Here is a 15,187-nt window from a genome sequence, read left to right as displayed (position 1 = left end):
GATGCGCGCGCGCTGGTTCATCGCCCTTGCGGCCGGCCTCTGGCTGGCCGCGACGGGCCGTGACCAGTTCGAAGCTTGGGTCGACGCGACCGACCTGCCATCCCTGCATGTCGAGACTTCGGTGCAGGTGCTTGACCGCAAGGGCGCGCTTCTGCGGGCCTATACGGTTGCCGATGGCCGATGGCGGCTGGCGGTCGATCTGGACGATGTCGATCCGCGCTATATCGACATGCTGCTGACCTATGAGGACCGGCGGTTCTACGACCATGCCGGGGTGGACCTGCGGTCGATGGCGCGGGCCTTGTGGCAAGCGGCGACATCGGGCCGAATCGTGTCGGGCGGGTCGACCCTGACCATGCAGGTGGCGCGCCTTCTGGAGGAAGGCACCACCGGAGAGGTCGGCGGCAAGCTGCGCCAGATGCGGGTGGCGCTGGCGCTGGAGCGGCGGCTGAGCAAGGACCAGATCCTGTCGCTGTACCTGCAGCTCGCGCCGTTCGGCGGCAATCTGGAAGGCGTGCGGGCGGCGTCGCTTTCCTATTTCGGCAAGGAGCCCCGCCGCCTGACCCCGGCGGAATCGGCGCTGCTGGTCGCCATTCCGCAATCGCCGGAAACCCGCCGCCCCGACCGGGCCGCCGATCGGGCCGAGGCGGCGCGCGACCGCGTTCTGGCCCGGGCCGTGCGCTTTCACCTGATCGACGAAGACGAAGCGACGGCGGCCCTGTCCGAGCATATCCCCGGCACGCGGCAGCCCTTTCCGGCCTATGCCCCGCATCTGGCCGACCGGGCGCGGGCCGAAGACCCCGCGCGCGCCACGCAGGATCTGACCATCGATCTTGACCTGCAGAAGAAGCTGGAAAAGCTGGCGCTGCAATCGGTGCAGGGGCGCGGCGACCAGTTGCAGATCGCCATCGTCGTGGCCGACCATGCCTCGGGCGAGATCCTGGCCTCGGTCGGTTCCGCCGCCTTCACCGCCGATGCCCGGCAGGGCTATGTCGACATGACCATCGCGCTGCGCAGCCCGGGATCGACGCTGAAGCCCCTGGTCTACGGCCTCGCCTTCGACCAGGGCCTCGCCCATCCCGAAACCATGATCGACGACCGGCCCATGGTCTTCGGCACTTACGCGCCGCAGAATTTCGACAAGCTCTTCCATGGCGAGATCCGTCTGCGCGAGGCGTTGCAGATGTCGCTGAACATTCCCGCCGTCGCACTGACCGATGCGCTGGGGCCGGCCAAGCTGCTGTCGGCTCTGGGCAAGGCAGGCGTGGCCTACAAGATTCCCGGCGACCAGCCCGGTCTGGCCGTGGCGCTGGGGGGCGTGGGCGTCACATTGCAGGACATGGTGCAGCTTTACGCCGCCATCGCGCGCGGCGGCGTTGCCCTGCCGCTGACCTGGCGCAAGGATGGCGAGCGGGCTGAGGGGCAAAGACTGATCTCCGCCGTCGCTGCCTGGGAAGTGGGCGACATCCTGGCCGGTCTTGCCCCGCCGCCCGGCGCGCCGTCGAACCGGCTGGCCTACAAGACCGGCACGTCCTATGGCCATCGCGATGCCTGGGCCATCGGCTTTGACGGCAGGCATGTGATCGGGGTCTGGATGGGGCGGGCCGATGGCACGCCGGTCCCGGGCGCCTTTGGCGCCGAAGTTGCTGCGCCGGTGCTGTTCCAGGCCTTCAACCGGCTGAAGCCGCAGCTTGACCCGCAGCCCCCCGCCCCCGCCGCGACGCTTCTGGTGTCGAACCCGCAGCTTCCCCTGCCGCTGCAACGTTTCCGCCCGCGCGGCGCGGTCTTTGCCGCCGCGCCGGACGCACCCGCCGTGGCCTTCCCGCCCGACGGGTCCGAGGTCGAACTGCTGCCTTCGGGCTTGAAGGTTTCTGTCCGCGGCGGCACCGCGCCCTTCACCTGGCTGCTTGACGGCATGCCCGTCGCCGTCGCGATGCGCGAGCGCGAGGCGATGCTGCCCAGCCCCGGCATCGGCTTTGTCACCCTGTCGGTGATCGATGCCGCAGGCCGTTCGGCCCGCGCCACCGTCCGCCTCTGGTAAGGGGATTCAGACCCTTTCGATCGCCAGGGCAATGCCCTGACCGCCGCCGATGCACATCGTGACCAGCGCCGTTTTCCCCCCTGTCCGCTCCAGCTCATAGAGCGCCTTGGTGGTGAGGATGGCCCCGGTCGCGCCCACCGGATGGCCCAGCGCAATCGCGCCGCCATTGGGGTTGACCCTGGCCGGGTCCAGATCGAGCGCCCGCGTCACCGCCAGCGCCTGGGCCGCGAATGCCTCGTTCGATTCCACCAGGTCAAAAGACTGCGGCGTCACGCCCAGCTTGCGGCACAGGGCCTGCACCGCCGGGATCGGCCCGATGCCCATCACCTTCGGGTCCACCCCCGCCACGGCATAGCCCATGATCCGCGCCCGCGGTTTGAGCCCGCCCAGCGCATCGCCGCGCGCCAGAACCAGCGCCGCCGCGCCATCGTTCAGCCCGCTGGCATTGCCGGCCGTGACGGTACCGTCCTTCTGGAAGGCCGGGCGCAGACCCGCGAGGCCTTCGGCGGTGGTGGCCTTGGGATGCTCGTCCAGCGCGAAACTGACCGGCCCCTTGCGGCTGGCGATCTCGACCGGCACGATCTGCTCGGCAAAACGCCCCTCGGCGATCGCCGCCGCCGCCCGGCGCTGGCTTTCCAGCGCGAATTCATCCTGGGTCGCGCGGGTGATCCCGTCGCGCGCCGCCACGTTTTCCGCCGTCACCCCCATATGGCCGGTGCCGAAGGGGCAGGTCAGCGCGCCGGTCATCATGTCCAACGCCTTGGTGTCCCCCATCTTCTGCCCCCAACGCGCATTGGTCAGCGCATAGGGCGAGCGGCTCATGCTTTCCGCCCCGCCCGCCAGCGCGAGATCGGCATCGCCCAGCATCAAGGCTTGCGCCGCCGAGACGATCGCTTGCGCACCCGAACCACAGAGCCGGTTCACGTTCATTGCCGGGGCGGTTTCCGGCACGCCCGCCTGCATCGCGGCGACCCGGGACAGATACATGTCGCGGGGTTCGGTGTTGATGACATGACCAAAGACCACCGTGCCGATCTGTCCGCCCTCGACGCCCGCGCGGGCCAGCGCCGCTTTGGCGGCGACGGTCGCAGTTTCGATCGGCGGCAGCGCCGCAAGCGCCCCGCCAAAGCCGCCAATTGCCGTGCGGGCGGCCGAGAGAATGTAGATATCGGTCATGGGTGGAATCTCCTGTTCGTGCTGCGGCGGTGCCGCAGGATCAGGAGACAGTCTTGGCTTTCACGGCGCGCGGCGCAAGCCGTCAGGCCGCCCTGCACCGCAGCGTCATTCCCAGGCCATCAATCGCTCAATGGCGCGGCGGAAAGCCGGCGCATCCTCACCCAGACGATCGGCAAGCTCGCTCTCGAAGGCATGGGCGATCGGGAAAAGCCGTACAGCCAACGCATTGCCACTTTGCGTCAGACGGATTTGCAGAAGCCTTCGATCATCGGCATTCTCGCGCTTTTCGACCAGCCCGGCGCTTTCAAGCCGGCTCGCCGCCCGGCTGACCTTGGACTTATCCATTGCAACCGCCGCATGCAATTCGCGAACCGATATGCCTTCGCGTCCCCACAATTGCGCCAAGACGCGCCATTCCGGGATCGAAAGCTGGAACTCGGACACGAAACGGCTTGTTAGCTCCTTGCGTATCCTTTCAGACATGACCGAAAGCTGATACGGCAGAAAACCATTAAGCTCAAAAGACTCGTATTTCATTCCAGGCACCCCACCACGAAACCAATGACTGCACGAAAGCCCAGCAGCTGCAAGCGCTGAGACGCATTTCCCGCAAGCAGACGGCACATCCGGCAACAGAATATCAGGAGACCGAATTGAGCGATTTGCCGCAGGCCCGACGGGGGTTATTGATCGCCGGAGTGGCCTGTTTCGCCATGATGGGGGTCGGTCAGTCGCTCTATGGGCCCACATTGCCGGTTTTCGGGCGCATGTTTGGGGTGCCGCAGGCCGAGACCGGCCTTCTCATCTCGGCGCATTGGACGGGATGCGCGCTGGGCATCGCGGCGATGTTCGCCTTTGGCGGCCGCATCTCGCCGCGCCACGCCCTGGCGATCATGGCCATGGGGGCAGCAGGATTGGCCAGTCTGGCAGGCTGGTGGGCGACGCTTGCCTCTGCTTTCGTCTTTGGCACTGGCTATGCCATGGCCACCGCCGTCTTCAATCCGCGCGTCCTTGCGGCCTTCGGGCCGCGCGGCGCCTCGATGCTGAGCCTCCTGAACGCCTGTTTCGGCATCGGCGCGATTCTTGCGCCCCTCGCCTTCGTGCGCTTCGGCCAGGATCCGCGCCTGGCCTTCCTGGTCACTGCCGGTCTTGCCCTGGCGATCTGGTTCCTGCCCGGGTCGGGCGGCGCGGCCCCTGCCCCCGCCCCCGGCAGCGCGCGCGGCTTTCGCCCCCGCCTGCCCATTCTGGCCTTTGGCGCCGCCGCCATCGGCATCGAGGCGAGCCTGATCGGCCTTGGCCCCACCGCACTGATCGCGGCGGGCGAGAGCGAGACGCACGCGGCAGAATTTCTTTCGATCTTCTTCGTGGTCTTCCTGGCCGCCCGGATCGTGCTGACCTTCACCGCCCATCTGGTGCCCAGCTTCATGCTCTTTCTGGCGGCGATCTGCGCCGTCTCATGCTTTGCGCTTCTGGGTGCCACGGTCTCAGCGGCCTGGGCCTTCGTCGCCATGGGGGCCTCGGCGGGTGTGTTCTTCCCCAGCTATTTCGTGACGGCCAGCCAGCATATGGGCGCCGATCCGCGCGTGCCGCCAACGATCATCGGCGCCGGGCTGGTGGGCGGCATCTTCCTGCCGCTGATCCTGTCGCCCCTGATGGCGCGGCTGGGGGACAGGGGTTTTTTCTGGCTGGTGGCCGGTCTGGCCGGAGTGGCGGCGCTCGCGGGCCTTGTGACCCTGCGCCCGATGCTGCGCCCTGCGGGCGCGGCCCCTTAGCGTCCGGCCTGCCAGGCCGCAACTTCGGGGATCGGCCACAAGAGCATCAGCACATTCAGCGCCAGCCCGTCGCGGATCAGCCAGATCGTGGTCGCCTCGAAGGCCAGGGCGATCACGACCGTAGCCCAGACCGGCAGGCGCGCCGCCAGCCAGAAGCCCAGAACCATGGCCAGAATGTCGCTGACCGAATTGATCACCGAATCGCCAAAGTAATCCAGGCTGATCGTGACCGACCGATAGCGCTCGATCACGGCATCCGAGTTCTCGACCAGTTCCCAGGCGCTTTCGACCAGCGTGGCGATCGCCAGCCGCCATCCCAGCGAAAGCCGCCGCGCCACCAGCCACAGTGCACCAAAGAACAGGAAGCCGTGGATGATATGGCTGGGCGTGTACCAATCGGCAATATGCTGGCTGTTTTCCGAGCTGACGACCGCGCCATGCCACAGTTTCACCGTGCCGCATTTGCAGATCAGCACCCGGCCATCGGCCCAGAGCCAGACCGCCGCGGCGGCGATGACCAGCGCAGTCACAAGATAGGGCAGCCAGGCGCGGCGGGCATGGGTCATCATGGCCGCACGGAATCACGCGTGAGGGATTTGGTAAAGCGAAATGACGGGCAGGTGCGGAAGCCCTGACCCGCGCGACAGGAGAGAGCATGACGGAAACCGCCTTCCTGCGGATGGCGCAGAACAATGCCTGGGCGAACGAGACGCTGCACGCAGCCCTTGCCGGGCTGCCGCCTGGCGGCTTTACCGCGCCGAATGTGGGCTTCTTCCCATCGCTGGCGCAAACCCTGAACCATATCCTGACGGTGGACCGCTATTACCTTGCCGCGCTGCAAGGCCGCCCCTTGCCCTATGCGATGCTGGAACAGCCCGACCTGACCGACCCCACCACCCTTGCCGCGGCGCAACAGGCCGAGGATCTGCGGCTGATCGGCCTCTGCCGCGGTCTCGACCCGGCACGACTTGCCGCGAGCATCGACACGATCCGGCGCGACGACCGGGTGCCCGAACGGGTGGACGGTCTGCTGCTGCATCTCTTCCAGCATCAGGTCCACCATCGCGGCCAGGCCCATGTGCAGCTGCACCACCTCGGAATCGCCCCGCCACAGCTTGACGATTTCCATCTCGCCTTCGGGCGGGTTCCCCGGGCGACCCATTGGCGCGGCGCTTAACCCGGGTCGGGCAACAGCGGCACGCGCCCGGCTTCGGTCAGGTGAAACACATCGCGCCCCTCGATCGCCACTGCCGTCAGCGGCCCGCCATAGGCGGCGGAACTGTCGATGTTCACCCGGTTGCCATGGTGATGCGGGGCGGGAATGGCGGTATGGCCGTGGACGACCAGAAATCCATGGTCGCGCGTATCCTCAAGAAAGGGCTGGCGGATCCACACAAGGTCGGTCTCGGTCTGCTTTTCCATCGCAAAGCCGGGGCGGATGCCCGCATGGACGAACACTGTCGCGCCGATGCGGTGCCAGGTCGGACTTGCCGCCAGAAAATCGCGATGGGCCTGCGACACCTTCTCCAGCGCCTCGTCATGCACCGCCTTCACCGGACGGTCGCCCGCGCTGCGCACCCCGTAGGAGGCCAGCGTCTCGGCCCCGCCCAGACGCGGATGCAGCCAGGACAGATCGGGCCGCAATCCCGGCTCGGGCTCGTCAGGCGCGCGCAGGAAGCGGCTGAACATGCGGTCGTGATTGCCCTTGAGCACCACCCAGTCTTCGCCGCGCGCAATCCCGCGCATCAGATGGTCGATCACGCCCCGGCTGTCCGGCCCGCGATCCACCAGATCGCCGACATGCACCACCGTGGCGGGGCCATGCACCGCCGCATCCGCCGCGATCCGGGCATGGGCGGCTTCCAGCAGGTCAAGATGGCCGTGAATATCGCCAATGGCGTAAATGTGCATGCCGCCTGCCTAGCCCGGTGCCAAAGGCGTGACAAGGGCAATGCAGCGGTTCCGATGGCGCGGCCCGAGTGCTATGTCAGCGCAAACATCACAGACAGGAGGCCCATGATGACCCTAGCCCGCATCGGATTGATCGGCCTTGGCACAATGGGCGCGGCGCTGGCCCTGAACATCGCGGAAAAGGGCCACCGCATCGCCGTTTGGAACCGTACCTCGCAGGTCACGCGCGAGTTCCACGCGGGCGCGGGCGCGCTGGCCCCCCAGATCGTTCCGACCGAGTCGCTGGCCGATCTGGTTGCCGCGCTTGCGCCGCCCCGCGCCATCATCCTGATGGTTCCGGCGGGCCCGGTGGTCGATGACCAGATTGCCGCCCTGCGACCGCTTCTTGCCCCTGAAGACCTGATCATCGATGCGGGCAATGCCAATTTCCACGACACCGAGCGCCGGGCGGCCGCGGCCGAAGCGGCGGGCGAGGCTTTCCTTGGCATGGGCGTTTCCGGGGGAGAGGAAGGCGCGCGCCATGGCCCCTCGATCATGGGCGGCGGGCCACGCGCCGCCTGGGACCGCGTGGCCCCGGTGCTGGAGAGTATCGCCGCCCGGCATCAGGGCGCGCCCTGCGCCACTTGGATGGGGCCGCGCGGGGCCGGGCATTTCGTCAAGACCGTGCATAACGGCATCGAATATGCCGACATGCAGATGATCGCCGAGGCCTATGGTTTGATGCGCGACGGGCTTGGCCTTACCGCCGCGCAGATCGCCCCGGTCTTCGCCCGCTGGAACGGCGGCATCCTCAAATCCTATCTGATCGAGATTTCCGCCGCGGTCGCCGCCGCGACAGACCCGGAAACCGGCACAGCCATGCTGGATGTCATCGTCGATGCGGCGGGACAGAAGGGCACCGGCCGGTGGACCGCCATCGAGGCGCAGCATCTGGCCGCCCCCATCCCGGTGATCGAGGCGGCGGTGGCCGCGCGCAACATCTCGGCCCGGCGCGAGGAGCGTGCGGCGGGGCAGGCGGCCTTCGGTGCCGGACCGCAGCCCTTGTCCTTACCGCTCGAGGACATCGAAGGGGCCCTGATCGCAGGCAAGATCCTGTGCTACGCGCAGGGCTTCACCATGCTGGCGGCCGCCTCTGAAAGCTATGGCTGGGGCGTGCCGCTGCCGGAATGCGCCAAGGTCTGGCGGGCGGGCTGCATCATCCGCTCGGCCATGCTGGATGACATGGCCCAGGCCCTGACCGACGATCCGGCGCGCAACCTGATCTTCGCCCCGGCCTTTGCGGATCTGCTGCGCCAGCATCACGGCGCCCTGCGCCGCGTGGTGGCCGAAGCCGCGCTGCGGGGTCATGCCCTGCCGGCTTTGTCAGCGGGTCTCGCCTGGTTCGACACCATGCGCACCGCGCGCGGCACAGCGAACATGATCCAGGGCCAGCGCGACTATTTCGGCGCCCATGGCTTTCAGCGTCTGGATGGAAAACCCCTGCCGCATGGCCCCTGGGCCGGGCAGGGGGCGTAGCCCCTAGCGCGCCAGCGCATAGGCCGGGCGCAGCGCAGCCTCGGGCGCGGGTTTCGCGGTGAGGTTCTGGTTCAGCAGGCCCCAGAGGAAGCCATTGGCCACCGCCTGCGCGCCCAGCGCCGCCAGAACCGCCGCCAGCGAGGTCGATCGCGCGATGATTGAGGGATTCAGATCGCCAAAGTCATGCAGGCCCCAATAGGTCAGGCTTGCCGCCGCCACGCCAAGGCCCAGCAGGAACAGAACGCCGCCAGCCTGACAGGCGCGGTCCACCGACAGGCGGCCCTGCAGCCGCTCGTAGCGCTCGGAGGTGGGCAGAAGGCCGAAGCGCACCGCGAAGGTCCGCGCCAGCACATGGAACCACACCATCTGCGCGCCTGTCAGCGCCGCCATGGCGGCCAGGATCACCGCGCCGATGTCGAAGGTCACGCCACCAAGCGTCAAAGGCCCGAACATCAGCGCGGCAAAGCCCGCGCCGCCGGTGGCCAGAAGCACCAGACCCGGCAACAGGAACAGGCTGAACGGGGCAAAGGTCAGCAGCAGTTTCAGATGGCGCCAGCCATCGGGGAAGCTGCGCAGATGCGGCGGACGCGACCGGCCGTCGGGCGACAGCGTCGTCGGCACTTCTTCAATGCGCAGCCCCGCCAGCGAGGCCTTGATCACCATTTCCGAGGCAAACTCCATCCCCGGCGAGGAGAGGCCCAGCCGCAGCACCGAGGCGCGGGAAAAGCCGCGCAACCCGCAATGGAAATCGCCCACCGGCGTACGATACAGCACCCGGCCGATGGTCGACAGAACCGGATTGCCCAGATAGCGGTGCAAAGGCGGCATGGCGCCCTTCGCGATCCCGCCCTTGAAGCGGTTGCCCATCACCAGATCGGCGCCGCCGCGCAGCGCCTCGACAAAACCGTCGAGCCGCGAGAAATCATAGCTGTCATCGCTGTCGCCCATGATGACATAGCGGCCCTCGGCGGCCTCGATCCCGGCGATCAGCGCCGCACCGTAACCGCGGCGCGGCACGGGCACGACGCGGGCGCCCAGCCCCTCGGCAATCGCCTGGCTGCCATCGGTCGAGCCATTGTCGGCGATGACGATCTCCCCCGACACGCCCGAGCGTTCCAGATAGCCGCGCGCCTTCACGATGCAGGCGGCCAGCGTCTCGGCCTCGTTGAGGCAGGGCATCAGAATCGTCAACTCGGTCATGGGAAACCCCCCGGAAACTCTTTCGCTGCACTCTTCCGGCGGATTGGGCCGGAATTGGGGCGGAAGCGGGAAGGTTTGGCGGCGCAAGCCCCGCATGGCCCCGGAAGATGCGCGAAATTGTCATGATCCTGACCGTTTCCACCCTTAGCGCTATCCAGCAATTGGTGACGATTTGATACGAAGGCGGAAACGACGTGAAGCTGAAAATTTCCGGTGCCACCCCGCGCCTCGCCCATATCGTTCTTCTTCTGTGCATCCTCGTGGCGGCGCAGGCGGTGAACTCGCTCGACAAACTGAATTCCGGCTTCTCGGACAATCTGATGCGTCTGGTCGAGGTACGCGACTGGCTGGGCGGACAGGGCTGGGCGGATCTGATGCAGCACCGGCTGCTGCCGCCCGGCGGCGTGTCGATGCACTGGTCGCGCTATGTCGATGCGGGCATCGCCGCCCTTCTGGTGCCGCTGTCCTGGATCTTTCCCATGGCCACGGCCGAGATGCTGACCCAGGTGCTCTGGCCCTCGCTTCTTCTTGTCGCGCTTTGCGTCGTGGTCGCCTGGGGCGGCAACCGGCTGCTCGGGCCTGCGGCGGCGATCGGCGCCGGGCTGATGGCGGTGTTCTGGGCCAAGATCGGCCCGGGCAAGTTCGGTCCCGGCAATCTTGACCATCACAATGTCCAGGTCCTGTTCTCGACCATCGCGCTGGCCCTGGCCATCGTGCCGCCGCGCGATCTGCGCCGCGGCGCTGCGCTGATGGGGGCGCTGGCCGGCGCGGCCACCGCCTTCGCCCTTGCCGTCGGGCTGGAAATGCTGCCGATGCTCTTCCTGCTCTGGGGCCTTGCCGCGCTGCGCCTTGCTTTCGGCACACCGGGCAGCGCACCCTGGCTGACCGGCTTCTCGCTCTCGCTCGGCCTCTCGGCGCCCCTGCTGATGATCGGGCAGACCGCGCCCGCCGAATGGCTTTTGCCCTGGTGCGACGAGCTTGCCCCACCGCTTCTGGCCGTGATCGCGGCCGGCATCGCGGCCTCGCTGGCGGGCGTGGCCGCCGCCCGCCGCATCTCCTCGCCCCTCGCGCTTTTCGCGATCATGGCCGCCATTGCCGGGATCGGCCTCTGGCTCTCTGCCCCGCTGACCGCCGCCTGCCTGAACGGCCCCTATGGCGCGATGCCGGAAGAGGCCCGCCGCATCATCGAGGAACGCATCGCCGAGGCACAGCCCGCCTGGCGCTCGTTCCAGATCCTGCCCTTCGGTGTCAACGCGCTGATGACCCCGGCCATAGCGGTCACGCTTCTGGCGGCAGCGCTGGGCTGGTCGTCCCGCCGCGCGCTGACCGCAGCTCAGCGTCAGGCGCTGACCATCCTTCTGGCGATCTCGGTGACCGGCCTTGTGATCAGCATGGTGCAAATCCGCGCGCTGGCCGTTTCGGCCCCGGCCATTCCCTTCCTCGCGGGCTTCGTCCTGTGGCGCATCGCCGCGCTTTTCAGCGGCGGCCGCAGCCGCACGGCGGCGCTTTCGGCGCTTCTTGCCGTCCTGTTCATCGCCGTGCCGCAGGTTCCGCTTGCCTTCGGCATACTGGCAACCGGCTGGCTTCCCGACAAAGGCTCGACCGAGCCGAACGACCCCGATGCCTGGCAACCCCTTTCCGGTTCCTGCCGCACCCAGGGCGTGCGCGATCAACTGGCCGCGCTGTCGTCGCAGCTGCCGACCGGCTCGATTATCCTGAGCGAGCTGAATTTCGGCTCGATGATCCTTGCCTATACCCCCTTTGGCGCGACCTCGGCGGGGTATCACCGCAGCGGCGATGCCTTCGTCGCCGGGGTGATCCCCTTCCAGCGCGCGGAGGGCATGATCCGCATGCTGCGCAAGACCGGCGCAGATTACGTCATGGTCTGCCGCGCGGGCGGCGGAAGCGGCCGCTTTGGCGCAGAGCTTCTTGCGGGCGATCTGCCGGCCTGGCTGTCCGCGCCACAAGGCAACGCGCAGGAGGTCCTGCTTCTGAAGGTCGACAAGCCCGACCTCGCCACCCTGCCTGCCACGCCGGAAGGCGAAGCCGCCGCCCAGGTCACACAATGAGCAAGAAGGGCGACCATGCCGGGGGCCTTTTCCGCTTTCTGATCGTCGGAGGCACGGCGGCCCTGGCCTATGCGCTGGTGACGGCGGCGCTGGTTTCGCGCCTGCCGCTGCCGCCCGCGCTGACCTCGGCGCTGGTCTGGCTGGCCTTCATCCCGCCGGTCTTCTGGTGCCACTGCCGCTTCACCTTCCGCGCCCGCGCCCCGCGCCGTGGCGCGCTGGGCCTTTACGCGCTGACGCAGGGGATAAGCCTGACCATCGTCTCAGCAGCGGGCGCGCTGTTCGTGACCCGCGATATGCTGCTCGACACCGGGCTTTACCTTGCCGCCTCGGCCCTTGCCGCCATCACCAGCTATGCGCTGAACCACCTGCTCGTCTTCCGCGATCACCCGGCTTCGGGGTCAGGCAACATCTTGTAGGACTGGAAATTCACGTCGCCCGACCAGCGCCAGGCCGCCAGCAATCCCTGCGGCCCGGCGCGGAAGGCATGGGGCATCAGCGAGGGGTGGTGGATCATCTCGCCTGGCCCGCGCCAGCGCTTGTCCTCGCCTGCCTGCCACTCTGCCCCGCCCGCAAGGATCACATAGGTCTCGTCAGCATCATGGTTGTGCAGGGCGTAATAGGTATCGGGCCTCTGCCAGAACAGCCCCAGAAGCAGATTGTCGCAGCGGATCGGGTCTGTCGGTCCCAGAAGCGTGGCCGAGGCGGTGGCTTTGGCGGCATCCGCGCTCATCCTGCCATCCGCGGGATTGGTTCCCCAGGGCAGGACGGGCAGCGCCGCCGCGACCAGGGCGGCCAGGGGATGCGCGCCCTCTGCCCCCGCCAGCGCCACCAAGGCCGCGCCAAAGCCAGGGGCGGGCTGGGCCGCCCAGAGATCGCCGCCCAGCCCGCCGCGCAAAAGGGTGGCCGTGCGGATCGCTTCGGCCCGCCCCTCGGTCCCATAAAGGTCGGCCAGCGCCGCCAGCAGCCGGTCCATCGCCTGATCGCGCATATCGCCCCCCCATTCGTTTCGCCGCAGAATTTCGCAGCGCGGCACAAAAGGAAAGGGGGCGAAGGGCCGGTCGCGGCCCGATCAGCCCGCCTCGGCCAGAATGGCCAGGAAGACCGCACCGAACCGGTCGGCCTTTTGCGCATCCATACCCTGAACGCGCTGCAATTCGGCCAGGCTGCGCGGGCGGCGCTCGGCGATCTGGCGCAGGGTGGATTGGGTGCAGGAGAGCGGCTTGTCGATTCCCTCCGGCCCGCGTTGCAGGGCCAGTTGCGCTTCAGCCAGACGGTCATAGACCGCGCCCTCGGCCCGGCCCGCCAATGCGCGTCGGGCGGGGTGGAGTTCGGGCGCGCTGGCGCCCAGGATGACCGAGAGGAACTCACGCCCGTAGCTTTCCAGCTTCTTCGCGCCCACACCGGTGATCCCCGCCATCTGGTCCAAGGTCTGCGGCCGCTTCTCGGCCATCTCGATCAGGGTGCGGTCGGCGAAGATGACATAGGCGGGCACAGCGGCGGCCTCGGCCAAGGCGCGGCGCTTGGCCTTGAGCGCCGACAGAAGCGGCGCGTCCTCTTCCGAGACCAGAGTCTTCAGAGGTGTCTTGCCCGTGGCCTGCATGGCATCCTTGCGCAGCACCACCTGCACCTCGCCGCGCAGCACCGGGAGGGCGGCTTCGGTCATGCGCAGGGCGCCATGGCGTTCGGGATCGGGACGCAGCAGGTCACGCCCCATCATCTGGCGGAAGACCGCATCCCATTGCCCCTTGGAAAAGTCGCGCCCGACGCCGAAGGTTGGCAGGGTGTCATGGCGACGGTCACGGACCTTTTCGGTGGCATTGCCGACAAGGATGTCAATCAGATGGCCCTTGCCGAAGCTTTCATCGGTGCGCAGCGCCGCCGACAGCGCCTTGCGCACGGCATCGGTGGCGTCAAAGACTTCGGCCGGTCGGTCGCAGAGGTCGCAATTGCCGCAAGGCTCGGGCGTTTCGCCGAAATAGCGCAGAAGGACCTGTCGGCGGCAGGAAATGGCCTCGGCCAGCCCCAGAAGCGCGTTCAAGCGGCCATGGTCGGCCTGCTTGCGTTCGATGGGCGCGGCACTTTCGTCGATCTGCTGGCGGCGGAAGCGGATGTCATCGGCGCCGAACAGGGTGAGCGTTTCGGCGGGGCTGCCATCGCGCCCGGCGCGGCCGATTTCCTGGTAATAACCTTCGATCGATTTGGGCAGGTCGGCATGGGCGACCCAGCGGATGTCAGGCTTGTCGATGCCCATGCCAAAGGCGACCGTCGCCACCACGATCAGCCCGTCATCGCGCTGGAAGCGGGTTTCCACCTCGCGGCGCTGATCGGGGTCAAGCCCCGCATGATAGGCCAGCGCGTGGTGGCCCGCCGCGCAGAGGGCCTGGGCCAGAACCTCGGTCTTTGACCTTGTGCCGCAATAGACGATGCCCGACTGGCCCTTGCGGGCAGCGGCGAAGCGCAGGATCTGCTCGCGCGGGGCATCCTTGGCGGCGAAGGCGAGGTGGATGTTGGGCCGGTCAAAGCCGCGCAGGAAAGTGGCAGGCACGCTGCCGTCAAACAGGCGGGTGACGATCTCGGCCCGCGTCTCCTCATCCGCCGTGGCGGTGAAGGCGGCGAGCGGCACGTCCAGCATGCGGCGCAGGGCGCCGATGCGCAGGTAATCGGGGCGGAAATCATGGCCCCATTGCGAGACGCAATGCGCCTCGTCCACCGCGATCAGCGACACGCCGATGCGGCGCAGCATCGGCAGCGTGGCGGCAGCAGCCAGCCGTTCGGGCGCGATGTAGAGAAGTTTCAGTCGCCCGTCATCCAGCGCCGAAAAGACCTCTTCGGTCTCCTGATCGGTATTGCCCGAGGTCAGCGCCCCGGCCTCGACCCCGGCTGCCCGCAGCGCGCGAACCTGGTCGCGCATCAGCGCGATCAGGGGGCTGATGACAACCGTGACGCCCTGACGGCACAGGGCGGGAAGCTGGAAGCACAGCGACTTGCCGCCGCCGGTGGGCATGATGGCAAGGGTATTCGTTCCGGCGGTAACCGAGGCGACGATCTCTTCCTGCCCCGGCCGGAACCCCGGGAATCCGAAGACCCGGGCCAGAAGCGCCTGCGGCGTGGACATCAGAGGAAATAGGCCACGTTGTTGGCAAGGATGATGCGCAGGGCGATGACGACGATCAGCACGACAAGAGGAGCGAAATCGATGCCGCTCATCGCGGGCAGGATGCGGCGGACGCGGCTGTAGATCGGGTCGAGCACGCGGTTCAGCCCGTACCAAATCTGGGCGACCAGCGGCTGGCGCAGGTTCAGGACCTGGAAGTTGATCAGCCAGGACATGATCACATGCACGAGGATCACATAGTAGATGATGTTCAGGATCAGCATCAGGATCTGGAACAGCGACTGCATGGGTCCCCCGGTCTGTATGGCAATTGACCTGAGGTAGCGCGGGGCCGGTCCAAGGGCAATCCCTACGCAGGGTCACGCTTGACCTTCATTGCGCAAGATTG

14 protein-coding genes are annotated in these 15,187 nt (G+C 67.7%); 6 read left to right on the top strand and 8 right to left on the bottom strand.

Translation table 11 applies throughout. The features are described 5' to 3' along the window. Position 1 precedes the first annotated feature (1 nt). On the top strand, positions 2 to 2,041 hold the full coding sequence (pbpC, locus tag ACED67_RS17255; protein ID WP_395542960.1) for a penicillin-binding protein 1C: 2,040 nt from the start codon (positions 2 to 4) through the stop codon (positions 2,039 to 2,041). Between the two features lie 6 nt (positions 2,042 to 2,047). Here the strand turns inward: pbpC and bktB are convergent, their stop codons facing one another. Together bktB and ACED67_RS17245 are read right to left on the bottom strand one after the other, a co-directional pair. Then, positions 2,048 to 3,217 (bottom strand): beta-ketothiolase BktB, encoded by a 1,170-nt coding sequence (bktB, locus tag ACED67_RS17250; RefSeq protein WP_395542959.1) that lies wholly within the window; start codon positions 3,215 to 3,217, stop codon positions 2,048 to 2,050. 105 nt (positions 3,218 to 3,322) lie between these two features. After that, positions 3,323 to 3,754: a MarR family winged helix-turn-helix transcriptional regulator gene (locus tag ACED67_RS17245; RefSeq protein WP_395542958.1), complete on the bottom strand. Its 432-nt coding sequence runs from the start codon at positions 3,752 to 3,754 to the stop codon at positions 3,323 to 3,325. 161 nt (positions 3,755 to 3,915) lie between these two features. Between ACED67_RS17245 and ACED67_RS17240 the strand changes: the two genes are divergently transcribed. Then, the gene (locus ACED67_RS17240) at positions 3,916 to 4,989 is read left to right on the top strand and encodes an MFS transporter (protein ID WP_395542957.1); all 1,074 of its coding nucleotides are present in this window, start codon (positions 3,916 to 3,918) and stop codon (positions 4,987 to 4,989) included. Here ACED67_RS17240 and ACED67_RS17235 read toward each other — a convergent pair. After that, entirely contained in the window at positions 4,986 to 5,555 is a 570-nt protein-coding gene (locus tag ACED67_RS17235; RefSeq protein ID WP_395542956.1) for a DUF2585 domain-containing protein, read from the bottom strand. The two genes, ACED67_RS17240 and ACED67_RS17235, sit on opposite strands and share 4 nt — an antisense overlap. A gap of 89 nt (positions 5,556 to 5,644) precedes the next feature. Between ACED67_RS17235 and ACED67_RS17230 the strand changes: the two genes are divergently transcribed. Continuing rightward, a complete protein-coding gene (locus ACED67_RS17230) occupies positions 5,645 to 6,166 on the top strand; it encodes a DinB family protein (RefSeq protein WP_395542955.1) in 522 nt (173 codons plus the stop codon). Here the strand turns inward: ACED67_RS17230 and ACED67_RS17225 are convergent. After that, positions 6,163 to 6,900: a metallophosphoesterase gene (locus ACED67_RS17225; protein ID WP_395542954.1), complete on the bottom strand. Its 738-nt coding sequence runs from the start codon at positions 6,898 to 6,900 to the stop codon at positions 6,163 to 6,165. The two genes, ACED67_RS17230 and ACED67_RS17225, sit on opposite strands and share 4 nt — an antisense overlap. A 108-nt stretch (positions 6,901 to 7,008) precedes the next feature. Here ACED67_RS17225 and gnd point away from each other — a divergent pair, with 108 nt between their 5' ends. Next, positions 7,009 to 8,415: an NADP-dependent phosphogluconate dehydrogenase gene (gene gnd / locus ACED67_RS17220; RefSeq protein WP_395542953.1), complete on the top strand. Its 1,407-nt coding sequence runs from the start codon at positions 7,009 to 7,011 to the stop codon at positions 8,413 to 8,415. A 3-nt stretch (positions 8,416 to 8,418) separates the two neighbouring features. Here the strand turns inward: gnd and ACED67_RS17215 are convergent, their stop codons facing one another. Then, positions 8,419 to 9,615 (bottom strand): glycosyltransferase family 2 protein, encoded by a 1,197-nt coding sequence (locus tag ACED67_RS17215; protein ID WP_395542952.1) that lies wholly within the window; start codon positions 9,613 to 9,615, stop codon positions 8,419 to 8,421. Positions 9,616 to 9,809: 194 nt separating this feature from the next. Here ACED67_RS17215 and ACED67_RS17210 point away from each other — a divergent pair, with 194 nt between their 5' ends. Together ACED67_RS17210 and ACED67_RS17205 are read left to right on the top strand one after the other, a co-directional pair. Next, positions 9,810 to 11,684 carry a hypothetical protein gene (locus tag ACED67_RS17210; protein WP_395542951.1) on the top strand — a complete coding sequence of 625 codons (1,875 nt, stop codon included), beginning with the start codon at positions 9,810 to 9,812 and terminating at the stop codon, positions 11,682 to 11,684. Further along, positions 11,681 to 12,100, top strand: coding sequence for a GtrA family protein (locus ACED67_RS17205; RefSeq protein ID WP_395542950.1), 420 nt, complete (start codon positions 11,681 to 11,683; stop codon positions 12,098 to 12,100). Before ACED67_RS17210 ends, ACED67_RS17205 begins: the two co-directional genes overlap by 4 nt. Here the strand turns inward: ACED67_RS17205 and ACED67_RS17200 are convergent. The 3 genes from ACED67_RS17200 to ACED67_RS17190 all read right to left on the bottom strand — a co-directional run bounded on the left by ACED67_RS17200 (position 12,067) and on the right by ACED67_RS17190 (position 15,086). Beyond that, positions 12,067 to 12,672: a dimethylsulfonioproprionate lyase family protein gene (locus tag ACED67_RS17200; protein ID WP_395542949.1), complete on the bottom strand. Its 606-nt coding sequence runs from the start codon at positions 12,670 to 12,672 to the stop codon at positions 12,067 to 12,069. The genes ACED67_RS17205 and ACED67_RS17200 overlap by 34 nt on opposite strands. Positions 12,673 to 12,753: 81 nt before the next feature. After that, entirely contained in the window at positions 12,754 to 14,799 is a 2,046-nt protein-coding gene (gene recQ / locus ACED67_RS17195) for a DNA helicase RecQ (protein ID WP_395542948.1), read from the bottom strand. Further along, entirely contained in the window at positions 14,799 to 15,086 is a 288-nt protein-coding gene (locus tag ACED67_RS17190; RefSeq protein ID WP_395542947.1) for a YggT family protein, read from the bottom strand. The genes recQ and ACED67_RS17190 overlap by 1 nt, the downstream gene beginning before the upstream one ends. Positions 15,087 to 15,187: the final 101 nt, after the last annotated feature.

The sequence above is a fragment of the Neotabrizicola paludis genome (genome assembly GCF_044142105.1).
In the GTDB taxonomy this organism is placed as follows: Bacteria; Pseudomonadota; Alphaproteobacteria; order Rhodobacterales; family Rhodobacteraceae; genus Pseudogemmobacter.
The sequence above is the reverse complement of the archived record's forward strand: the minus strand, read 5'-3'. Positions and strand labels throughout refer to the sequence as shown.

Bases quoted from the DNA above. Each gene is read 5' to 3' on its own strand.
- pbpC (WP_395542960.1), top strand. From the start codon at position 2: ATGCGCGCGCGCTGGTTCATCGCCCTTGCGGCCGGCCTCTGGCTGGCC.
- bktB (WP_395542959.1), bottom strand. From the start codon at position 3,217: ATGACCGATATCTACATTCTCTCGGCCGCCCGCACGGCAATTGGCGGC.
- ACED67_RS17245 (WP_395542958.1), bottom strand. From the start codon at position 3,754: ATGAAATACGAGTCTTTTGAGCTTAATGGTTTTCTGCCGTATCAGCTT.
- ACED67_RS17235 (WP_395542956.1), bottom strand. From the start codon at position 5,555: ATGACCCATGCCCGCCGCGCCTGGCTGCCCTATCTTGTGACTGCGCTG.
- ACED67_RS17230 (WP_395542955.1), top strand. From the start codon at position 5,645: ATGACGGAAACCGCCTTCCTGCGGATGGCGCAGAACAATGCCTGGGCG.
- ACED67_RS17225 (WP_395542954.1), bottom strand. From the start codon at position 6,900: ATGCACATTTACGCCATTGGCGATATTCACGGCCATCTTGACCTGCTG.
- gnd (WP_395542953.1), top strand. From the start codon at position 7,009: ATGACCCTAGCCCGCATCGGATTGATCGGCCTTGGCACAATGGGCGCG.
- ACED67_RS17215 (WP_395542952.1), bottom strand. From the start codon at position 9,615: ATGACCGAGTTGACGATTCTGATGCCCTGCCTCAACGAGGCCGAGACG.
- ACED67_RS17205 (WP_395542950.1), top strand. From the start codon at position 11,681: ATGAGCAAGAAGGGCGACCATGCCGGGGGCCTTTTCCGCTTTCTGATC.
- ACED67_RS17200 (WP_395542949.1), bottom strand. From the start codon at position 12,672: ATGCGCGATCAGGCGATGGACCGGCTGCTGGCGGCGCTGGCCGACCTT.
- recQ (WP_395542948.1), bottom strand. From the start codon at position 14,799: ATGTCCACGCCGCAGGCGCTTCTGGCCCGGGTCTTCGGATTCCCGGGG.
- ACED67_RS17190 (WP_395542947.1), bottom strand. From the start codon at position 15,086: ATGCAGTCGCTGTTCCAGATCCTGATGCTGATCCTGAACATCATCTAC.